This window comes from Planktothricoides raciborskii GIHE-MW2, assembly GCF_040564635.1.
Lineage (GTDB): Bacteria > Cyanobacteriota > Cyanobacteriia > Cyanobacteriales > Laspinemataceae > Planktothricoides > Planktothricoides raciborskii.
In genome coordinates, this window is sequence record NZ_CP159837.1 from 5,760,744 (window position 1) to 5,772,070 (window position 11,327).

An 11,327-nucleotide genomic window follows, 5' to 3' on the forward strand; every position below is an offset into this window, starting at 1 on the left:
TTAGATTATTTTTGTTAATAAACCGGGTGATAAACATAAAAAAACCGGGTTTCTATGTAATTCTTGTACTTCGGCAAAGATTTGGGATAGAAACCCGGTTTCTGGAATACACAAAGATTTGCGAGATAAACCCGGTTTCTGGAATTAATCTTCTTGCCGGTCAGCTAACAAGACAAATAAAACGTTTTCCAGCCCTTTTTCAAAGCGCAAAGTTTTGACCAAATCATGCTGCTGTGACAGAAGAGAATCCACAATAATCATATCAGGTTTTTCAGCTAAGGCTTTCTGAATACATTCTGAACCGGACAAGGCTTCAACCACACTATATCCTTTGGCTTGCAATACCTCAGTTAGGGTCTTAATCGCGGACACATCTTGATCCACTACCATGACTTTCTTAGGGGAACTGCCGCGAGAAATTAGCACCTCAATATTTTTCAACAGTTTTTCGCTATCAATGGGTTTGGTGAGGTAACGGTCAACCCCCAGTTTCCAGCCCCGTTGTTTATCTTCCACGATGGATAAGATGATAATCGGGATATCCATTGTGGTGGGATTATTTTTCAGTACCGCCGCTACATCAAAGCCGTTGATCGCAGGCATCATTACATCTAAAATAATCAAATCCGGGGGCACTTGTTTGACTTGGGATATCGCCTCCATGCCATCCGCAGCTTCTTTGACGATATACCCTTGGTCTTCTAATTGTTGTCGCAGAAGCGAGCGAATGGAAGGTTCGTCATCTACTACCAGAATGGTTTTTTGCTCTTCCGTAGATTCCGAAGACTTGGGTACAATACTTTGTTTTAATTGTCGCACGAGAGTATCGAAGTTTAGATTTTCTGTTCCCTGAATATTAGAAGAGTTTAAGGGTAAGGCAAAGGAGAAATTACTGCCAACTGCTAACTCGCTTTCCACCCAAATGCGACCTTCATGGTGTTCGATAATTTGTTGGCAAATGGGCAGTCCCAGTCCAGTTCCCTGGGGTTTGTCGGTCATTACTTCACCGACTTGTTTGAATTTTTCAAACACTTTTTCCCGGTTTTCCGGGGCAATGCCAATTCCCGTATCAATGACGCTAACGATAATTTGCGCCCCTCCCTCTGGGGAAAATTGCTGTGCGGCGGTGATGGTAATTGAACCTTGGTTGGTGAATTTAACCGCATTGGAAATTAGATTAATTAGCACTTGAAGTAAGCGGGCTGGATCGCCCTTGACCTTTGGCAGTTCATGGGGGACTTGTTTAATTAGCTGTAGTCCAGAAGTTTGCCATAGACAAGAGGTGGCATTGACGGCGCGATCGATGATTTCGCCCAAGTTGACTGGCTGCATTACCCATTCAATTTTACCCGCTTCCATTTTGGCAATATCGAGCACATCATTAATTAGGTTGGTCAGCCGTTCCCCTTCGGAAATGATAATATTAATATTGTCGCCAATTTGTTGCACAGATCGCACTGTTTTTTTGTCCGCTGAAACTAAGGCGGGAGTGATTTGTTCCGTGAGCTTTTTATGGATAATTTTGGCAAATCCCACCACGGAGGTTAATGGGGTGCGGAGTTCATGGGAGACGGTGGAGATAAAGTCGGTTTTCATGCGATCGATTTCTTTTTCCGCCGTGATATCCCGGATGATGATGGCACAACCAATCACTTCAGGGGATTTGTCTGTGGTAATGGCGGTGGCTACTGCCCCACCAATTCGCCCAGGAGTTAGGTTAATTTCTGCACTCAAAACTTCTTGTGGTTTGCTTAAGGTTTGCGTCACCAAAGTGCCAATTTCTACGGTTAATGCTTCGTGGCAATATTGGCTTCCCAGGGAGGCAGATGAAGCTAAACCAAACAAATGGCATAGGGCGGGATTATATTGAGTGATCCGACCCGTTCGATCGGTGACTAATAAGCCATCGGCAATGTTGTTGAGGATGCTTTTGAGATAGGCTAAGGTGTTTTGCACTTCGTTGACGGAACGGGCAAGTTCTAAGGAGATAGCCGCTTGTCCTGATAGCAGTTGTAAGAATTTCAGCCGATCGCTGGTAAATGCCCCAGTGGTGAGGTTATTTTCTAAATAGATAATGCCCACTAATTTTGACCCTTTAATAATGGGCGCACATAACAAGGATTTGACTTGATGCCGGGTGATATAAGGGTCATTGGTAAAGACACCTTGGGTTTGGGCATCAGCCAGCATCAGATGGTTGCCCGTTCGTTGCACATAGTTGATCACTCCCAGGGGCAAATCTGTATTCGGGGGTGTAGGGTGTAGGGTGTAGGGTGTAGGGTGTAGGGTGTAGGGTGTAGGATAGACGATCGCCTCTTGGTTGACTTGGGTACTAGCCGCAAGTCCTAATCCTGCTTTTTCTTTTAAGAATAAAAATGCTTTTTCGGCACCGGCATTTTCTAGGAGAATGTTGATTAATTGGCCGAGTAATTTATCCAAAACAATTTCACTGGAAATGGCTAGGGAGGCTTTCATTACGGTGGCTAAGTCCAGGGCGCCGGTATTGCCTAGGGTGGTTTTGACAATGGTGGTTTGAGTGGATTTATCAGCCAGAGTTTTGTTTCCTGCCTGTTGTTTAATTTGCTCTAATAATTGAGGATATGCGCTTTCTAAGTCTTGGACTTTGGCTACAGCGCCCCATTTGGCATAAGTGTAGTAGGCATCGGTGATATAGGTTTTGCCGATTTTTTCTCGTCCTAAAGATAGATAAAATTCGGCGGCTAGTTCGTTGGCTAGGGCTTCTTCCTGGAGATATTCGTTTTCTTTCGCTCCAGAAATGGCGCGATCGTATAGTTCCATTGCTGCTAAGTTTTGCCCCAAGACTCGCGCTTTTTCTGCGGCTACCAGGTCATATTTATGCTGAAAATTCATCGGCGCATGGTTCGCCCATTGCTGTAATTTTTGTTGGTTGATTTCTACTTGTTTTAGGTATTCGATTTGTTTTTCTTCCAGGGCATTGGGATAATTTTTGAGCAGCACTAAAGAATAGTAAAAATTATGAGCGGTCATGGTCAAAGCCCCACTCACTGCACCGACAAAATCGACTGCCATTAACCCATGATGCAGCGCCCCGCGATGGTCTTTATGTATGTAAAGCAAAATGGTTTTGGCTAGATGGAAGTTGAATAAAGACCAGTTATCGTTAGCAGCTTGCAACCGAGGTAAGGCGATCGCTTCATCAAAAGTTTCCCCAATCAACCGATATTTATCAGTAGCCCGCCCTTGTAAATTTGCCGTTAATTGAGTCCAAATACTGCCATCATTGAGAGAAATCTCATATTTCAGTTTTCGCAGTAATTTCATGTATTTCGCTTGTTCGGCGGCTACAGAAATCAAATATTCCCCACTTAAAAATAAGTAACTGCAATACTTACAAGCACAATAGCTGGCATATTCCAGATCGCCCATTTCTAAACCACTTTGCATCCCATCAATGAAAGCATTAATGGTATCTTTGACGGGCTGTTTCCAGTGCAGAATAAAAGCATAAACCATATTATACACTTGACATTTTAGGGAAGTCGCATGAAATTGTTCTAGCAATTTCAAGGACAATTGAGCCGCTAAATATCCAGTTTCCAGTTCCCCAGCACCACACAACATGGTGCCATACCAACTATAGGTAAAAGCGGATAAGGCAGAATGACCTTTTTCTAAACCAAGATGCACCATTGTCAACACTAGCTGAGGAAATATATCAGATTTTGTGTGCAAAGCTGGCGCTAATAAATTCATTAAAATCCGCAAAGCAGCTAGTTGATATGGATCGGTCATTTCTGGAAAAGTCTCTAATTCCTCAACGTCGGGCAATTTGACGATTTTATCCTGATTTTTCGGGATTTTTGTCAGAGAAATTCCCATGGTGTCTAAGGCTTGCATTCCGATCTCAATGGCTTTAATAATTTGATGTTGCGCCGCATACATTTGCATCTGAATTTCATAAACTTTGATGCGATCGAGCAAAGTTTTTGCTTTTGCTAAAATCACTTGCCCTAAAACTTCTGTCCGGTCAAAGTTGGTATAGAAATATTCCGCTTCCATTGCTTCGGTGTATAAAGCTAATGTCAAGTCATAGTTACTGACCCAACTATCTTCGCTTAATAGATCGATACCCAAACTTAAATACTTGACAGCCGCTTCATAAGCGGTAGCTTCTTTGGCTTTTTTCCCCGCTAAAAGATTTAAATAAGCCAGTTCATCTTTTTCCCTTTGGTCTTTGAGTAAATCAATTCCATAATTCAGTTGGTTGACCAGGGCAAAGATATGCTCTGATCGTTCAGCTTCACTGGTATTTCGGAGCAGGGATTGGCCAATTTTTAGATGGGTGGCTTTTTTCTGAGATTCGGGAATCAAAGAATAGGCGGCTTGTTGTACACGATCATGTAAAAACTTGTAATTTATCTTCACATCCGATCGCGGCTGCCCGTTTTTCTTATCATTGCCAAATACCAGAGGAATTTTATAATCTTTACTCAGGGGTAAAATTAACCCGGATTGTAAGGATGCCCATAAATCTCCTGCGGTTGCTGTCTGCGATTTTTCCGCCACAATTCCCAGCACTTCTAAATTAAATTGGTGGCCAATACAAGCGGCTATTTTTAAGACTTCCTGGGTAGATGCCGGAAGTTTTTGCAGATTTCTGGCAATCAGTTCTACCACATTATAATCGGTGATGCCTAGGGCTTGAATTTCCTGGATATTCCACTGCCATGAGCCTTGGCTATAGTCATAGACTAACAAGGATTCTGCATATAAAGTTTTCAGCAGTTGGGTTAAGAAAAATGGGTTGCCCTGGGTTTTGTGAGTCAGTAATTCCGCTAATTCTTCGGTTCCCGCACTGTTGGTTAGGGTATCGGCAAGGAAGGCGCAAACCTGGTGAAGTTCCAATGGCTTTAAAAGGATATTATTTACCGGAGTTCCAGCAGCGGCAATTTTTTCTATGGTTTGAATTGTGGGATGAGTGGGACTGACTTCATTGTCACGATAAGCGCCAATAAATAGCAGGTATTTGTTATCTGAATTAGTCAGCAATAGGTGGATTAATTTTAATGAAGCACTGTCTGCCCATTGTAAGTCGTCGAGGAAAATTACTAGGGGGTGTTGTTTGGTGGTAAACACGCCCATAAATTGCTGAAATACCCGGTTAAAACGGTTTTGGGATTCCGTGTGGCCGAGGGAGGGCACTTCTGGTTGTTCGCCAATAATTAGGGCGACTTCGGGAATCACATCACAAATCACTTGGCCGTTGCTTCCTAGGGCATTTAATAGTTGTTTTTTCCAAGTTTGAATGGCGCTTTCTGGTTCGGTTAGCAGTTGGCGAATTAGTTCGGCAAAGGCTTGAATTAGAGAACTATAAGGAATGTTTCGTTTATACTGGTCGAATTTGCCACTGATAAAATAACCCCGACTTTTAACGATGGGTTTGTGTACTTCTGAGACTAAGGCGGTTTTGCCAATTCCCGAATATCCAGAGACGAGGATCATTTCTGTCCCTGCTTGCCCAGGTTCGGGGGGGTTGGCAACACGGTCGAAGGTTTCCATTAGTTGAGTGACTTCCGCATCTCGACCATAGAGTCTTTGGGCAATTAATAATTGACCGGCGCGATCGCTTTCTCCCGGAATTAGGTTAACAGTTCCGGTTGTTTCTAACTGTTGGCAACAGGTTTGTAAGTCATACATTAGCCCGTTGGCACTGCGATAACGGTCTTCCGCAGCTTTGGCCATTAGTTTCAGCACTAAGCCTTCTATGGCTGGGGGAATTTCTGGATTAAACTGACTTAATTTGGGCGGTTTTTTGGCAATATGACAGTGAATTAATTCTAGGGGGTCGTCTGATTCAAAAGGCAGGCAGCCAGCGAGCATTTCATAAAAAGTAACTCCCAGAGAATAATAATCACTGCGATAATCTAAGGTGCGATTCATTCTGCCGGTTTGTTCCGGGGACATATAGGCTAGAGTGCCTTCTAATTGGTCGGGATTACTCACCGTGGCAATTTCTTCGCTGAGGCGAGAAGCAATGCTGAAATCGGTGATTTTGACTGACCCATTTTCCGGGTTAATAATGATGTTTTGCGGTTTGATATCTTTGTGGACAATTTGCCTTTGGTGTAGTTCCCCCAGAGTAGTAGCAAGTTGAATGGCAATAGAGAAAAATTCTTTTAAGCTTAAGCCAGAATAGCTTAAGCCAGAAATTTGGCTAGATTGGGCTGATTTTTGTTCTAGATATTGTTTCAGAGAAATCCCGCCCATGTCATTTAAAATTAGCGCCATTCCATTTTGGTAATTTAGTAATTCTATGGGGGTGACAATGCCGGGAATTTCTTGAATATTTTTACTCAGTTCATATTCATTTCTGAATTGAGTTAATTCTTCCAGGGTGGGATAATCTGCCACCAACATTTTTATAATCACTGGCTTTTGGTCGGCAAAGCGAATTCCCCGATAGATTTTTGTGTTGATTCCTTGGTGAATTTTTTCAGTGATTTGATATCCTTTGAGGGTCAGAGTCATTTTTTCTTCTCCTGATTGAATTTTTCAAGTGATTATACGTGATTAATAGATGGCATCCCTGAAAATAAATGAAAATAAAATTATGTTTTTAACGATGCTTGCGGAGATCGCTCCCTAGTTTGCCCTTGCAGGCTTTGTCGCAGGGGTAAAGAAATCACAAACTCGCTGCCTTTACCAAGAGTGGAAATACAATCTAATGTGCCATGATGTTTTTCTACCACAATCTGATAACTAATTGAAAGTCCTAAGCCAGTGCCTTTGCCCACGGGTTTGGTGGTGAAAAAAGGGTCAAATAACCGCCGTTGCACTGCCTCAGAAACTCCCGATCCGTTGTCAATAATCCGAATCATTGCCCGATCGCTACTCGGTACAATTACTGTATTACCATATTGCTCTTGACCATTGCCAGAAATTTGCTCGTTGGGGACGCCTCTTTTGACTTCCGTGCGAATCCAAATAGTCGGCGATCGCTCTCCAATTACTTTCGTTTCTATGGCAGTTTCTAGGGCATCAATGGCGTTGGCTAATAGGTTCATAAAGACTTGGTTTAGTTGACCCGGATAACATTCGATTTCCGGCAAATCCCCATAGTCTTTAATCACCTCAATGGTAGGATGCCCGGGCTTGGCTTTGAGGCGATCGCGCAAAATCAGCAGAGTCGAATCAATCCCACTGTGGATATCCACTGACTTCATTTGTGCCTCATCCACACGAGAGAAATTTCTCAAAGTCTGCACAATTTCCCGAATTCTTTCTGTCCCAATTCTCATAGAACCAAGAATTTGGGGTAAATCTTCGGCTAAAAATTGCAAATCCATCTCCTCGATCGCCTGTTGAATGGCTAATGATGGGCTGGGATATTCCTGCTGATACATTTCCACCAAGTCCAGTAAGTCTTTTACATAGTCTTGCAGGTAGCTTAAATTGCCGTGGATAAAATTAACTGGGTTATTAATTTCATGGGCAACCCCCGCTACCATTTGACCTAAGCTAGACATTTTTTCACTTTGAATCAACTGGACTTCTGCTTTTTTTAAGTCTTCCAGGGCTTTGTGCAATTCTTCCGCTTTGGCTTGGGCTATTTCTTTAGCGGTCTGACTTTGTTGGTATAGTTCGGCTTGATCGAGGGCGATCGCCAACTGAATGGCTACGGATTGTAGCAGTTCCACTTCATCGTCACTCCACGGACGTAACGTTTGACAGTTGCTACAACTAATCAATCCAATTTTTCCCGATCGCGTCTCCAGTGGTACGGCTAAAAGTGACAGCAACCCTTGGGCGAGAAAAAAATCGCGCATAGCCTTATCTTCTAAACAATTGATATCATCGATGCGGAGAATTTTCATGGCTAACAGTTCTTTCGTCCAGCCGGTTATTTTGCCAATTGGCGATTCTGCATAATAGTGATTAATCAGTCTGGGCATATCCGCTTGACTTGCTTCATTGACCACCAGCCAACCGCTAAATTTTTCCAATTTTTTTCCCGATGGCTCCGTGAATAGTTCGGCGGGACAATTTGCCGGTCTATACCACATAAATAGACAGCGATCAATTTGCAATAACCGGCGGATTTCTTTCAGGGCAATAGTTAAAATACAATTAGAGTCTAAAGACAACCTAATTTGACTAGCTAACCGAAATAATAGGGCTTCTTTGCGACTTTTTTTTAGCTTATTTTCGTGCAGCAAAGCATTAATTGCGCTGGCGGCCTGGGATGCCAAAGTGGTCAGAAGTTTGAGGTCTTCTGCGGTATATGTCACCGGTGTTTTGTTGCCAAGGGCGATCGCGCCAATTATTTTATCTTTGGTTTTCAAGGGAACGCAAATCATACAAGTCACCAGCAATTGACTATCAATTAACCGAGGATCTGATGACACTTCATTGACAATTTCTCCCCGACCAGAAGTAGCCACATGATAAACAAAATCCTCACTTTTCCAGGGACGATACGTCCGGTATTCCGTTGAATATTCTGGGTCGGAATCAAACGACCCGATGCTCTCCAGTTCGCCGGTACTGTCATCGAATAACATCACCACGCCATTAGTGGCTTTGATAAATTTACGGGCTTCTTCAAACACTAATTTTGCTACTTTTTCTGGCTCGATAATCCCTAATATTTTATCAGAAATATTATAGAATAGCGTCAGTTCACGGTATTTATCTAATACTTCTTGCGCTAGGGCTTTTTTCTCTAGTTCTTTGCTGGCAAATAACTCAAAGAGTATCGCGATAATTTTAGATTTTTCATCCCCCTCTACCCAGCCAATGATTTCTCCCTCCCAGGTAATCTGATATTGATTTTTTTGATAACGCTCGGATTTATTGCCGCGATCGATAATGACTTTCCCGTCTAACTCTTTCAAAGTCACTGGGACTCCTAAAGTTTGGATTAACTCATCCACTACTTCCATAATTTCTTTCTTGGCACATAGTTTTTTCAGACTAATTTGAGACATAAATTAACCTCTGGTTTATCATTTTTTTAGGATAACTATTTTTTTCAAAAAAGTAAACATTTAACCTTACGCTTTACCAATTTTTATCTGTTAATTACCAAATAAATTGATTAATTTATTTTATTAGTCAAAAATCACCTTAATCACTTTCAGTCAGTAATCTCTTAATATTCTTGTATGATTTTTTTTCATCAGCCTGATACCGCGCCCTGGCGAAGCATTAGCCCTTATGTCTATAGGCAGATATGCGGGTGATTTTCCAGCAGAAAATATTCTTCAGGAATGGTCGGTAATTTTCACCATACAATACAATATTATTTGTTTAGTTTCACCATTTCAATTAATCCATCAATCAATTAATATAGAGCAATTAGCGGCTATTCCATTGCCTAGATGCTTTATTTTTACAAAAATTAACAATTTGATTGCGGGACAAAATTGTTAATAATTGACTGGGGTATTCCCGTGGCAAATTGGTGATTCTAGGTGCGGCTTCAGCATTTGGGACGAACCGTTGTTGCTAAAATAATACGCCACTGCGGTGCGCCGACGGAGACCGACGGCGCACCGCAGTGGCGGCAGAATTTTTCCCTAATTCAATCGATAGTTTTAGAGGAATTTGAATATAAAATTCTGTACCTAGACCCGGTTGAGATAAACATTTGATGATTCCTCCGTGTTTCTCCACGATAATTTTGTAACTGATTGATAAACCTAAGCCGGTGCCTTTGCCTACAGGTTTAGTGGTAAAAAAAGGATCGAATAATCGCGAGCAAATTTCTTCAGGAATACCAAAGCCATTATCGCGAATTTTAATTAGTACGCTTTCGTTGCCATCATGGGACATGGGTTCTCCTGTTGTGGCCAAAAGCCTTGGTTTATGGGAAATTAACTCAGTAGTAATCACAATTTCTCCCGGTTTTTGTTGTTCTTCTAGGGCATCGATCGCATTACTCAGAATATTCATAAATACCTGATTCATCAGCCCCGCATGACATTCCACCAGCGGCAGATCGCCATAATTTTTAATCACTTGAATATTCGGGCGTCCGGGCTGGGGTTTTAACCTATGTTGTAAAATCATTAAGGTGCTATCAATCCCCGAATGCAAATCTACGGGTTTAGTTTGGGCTTCATCCAACCGAGAAAAGTTGCGTAGGGATAAAACGATTTCTCTAATGCGATCGGTTCCCAATTTCATGCTATAAATGAGTTTTGGAAAGTCTGCCGATAAAAATTCTAAGTCGATTTCCGCGATCGCTGCTTCCAGGGCTGGGGTCAGATTGGGGAATTCTTGCTGATAGAGTTGCAGGATTTTTAACAGTTCCTCAGTATATTGTTGGGCGTGACAAAGATTCCCAGAAATAAAATTAATTGGGTTATTAATTTCATGGGCAACTCCGGCTACTAACTGACCCAAACTAGACATTTTTTCACTTTGAATCAGTTGGCTTTGGGTTTCTTGCAATTCCCGCAACGCTTGCTGTAATTTTTCCGCTTGCAATTGGGCTGTAGTTGCGGCAATACAACTTTCTTGATAGAGTTGGGCATTGTCGATCGCTGCTGCTGCTTGAAATGCTAGGGTATTCATCCGTTTGAGATCCGCTGCGGTATAGGTAACGGGAGAAGAATTGCCCAGGGCGATCGCGCCGATCGGACGACCTTTGCTGATTAAAGGTATGCAAATTAAAGCACTCATCGTCGCCTCAAAATCCATACATCGCGGGTCATTGGCAACATCATTAATAATTTCTCCCAAGCCATTTTTCACCACCACACCCAAAATACTTTCATCCAAGGGAATACGGAGGCGATCGCGATTCCATTCCTGACCAAAAGCTGAGACTACCTTCAATTCCTCAGTGTTGCCTGTGTTTGACAGTAACATGACTGCCCCACTGGTGGCCTTAATTAACTCTTTAGCTTCGGCTAATAATAAGTTAACCAATTCATCAATATCTAAACTGGCAGTTAGCTTTTCGGACAGATCGTACAGAAAAGTAATTTCCCGATAGTTATCCAGGACTTCGTGGGCTAAAGTCTTTTTCTCTAATTCTTTTTGGGCGAAACAAGAGATAATTGAGGCAATAGGGGCGACTTTTGCCTCCCCGATCGCCCATCCTATGACCTCACCATCGATTTCTATGGGCAATTGACTGCCAGCTTTTTTACTCTCATCACCGAAAATCACCCGTCCTTTAGTATCCTGTATTACAATGGATGTACCCATAGACTTGACTAAATCGGCGATCGCCTCTAACAATAGAGGAGAGTCACATAATTTCTTTAAATTAATTGCCATAATCTTTCTGCTACTTTACTCTGGTTTTGATTATTTGATTATCTATTTAAGTATAT

The 11,327-nt window shown here is 42.2% G+C and carries 2 protein-coding genes and 2 pseudogenes; all 4 read right to left on the minus strand.

Annotated features, from left to right (window positions below; genetic code table 11):
* Nucleotides 1–144: 144 nt before the first annotated feature.
* Complete coding sequence (locus ABWT76_RS24640) at nt 145–6,510, minus strand: AAA family ATPase (RefSeq protein WP_054464082.1); 6,366 nt, start codon at nt 6,508–6,510, stop codon at nt 145–147.
* Nucleotides 6,511–6,590: 80 nt separating this feature from the next.
* Nucleotides 6,591–7,256 (minus strand): annotated as a pseudogene (locus tag ABWT76_RS30725) (sensor histidine kinase); the annotation flags it as partial.
* A 390-nt stretch (nt 7,257–7,646) separates the two neighbouring features.
* A pseudogene (locus ABWT76_RS30730) lies at nt 7,647–8,969 on the minus strand (GAF domain-containing protein); the annotation flags it as partial.
* A gap of 520 nt (nt 8,970–9,489) precedes the next feature.
* Nucleotides 9,490–11,271 carry an ATP-binding protein gene (locus ABWT76_RS24650; RefSeq protein WP_190878470.1) on the minus strand — a complete coding sequence of 594 codons (1,782 nt, stop codon included), beginning with the start codon at nt 11,269–11,271 and terminating at the stop codon, nt 9,490–9,492.
* Between the last annotated feature and the right edge of the window lie 56 nt (nt 11,272–11,327).

Coding starts and splice junctions, on each gene's coding strand:
- ABWT76_RS24640 (WP_054464082.1), bottom strand. CDS start 6,510: ATGACTCTGACCCTCAAAGGATATCAAATCACTGAAAAAATTCACCAA.
- ABWT76_RS24650 (WP_190878470.1), bottom strand. CDS start 11,271: ATGGCAATTAATTTAAAGAAATTATGTGACTCTCCTCTATTGTTAGAG.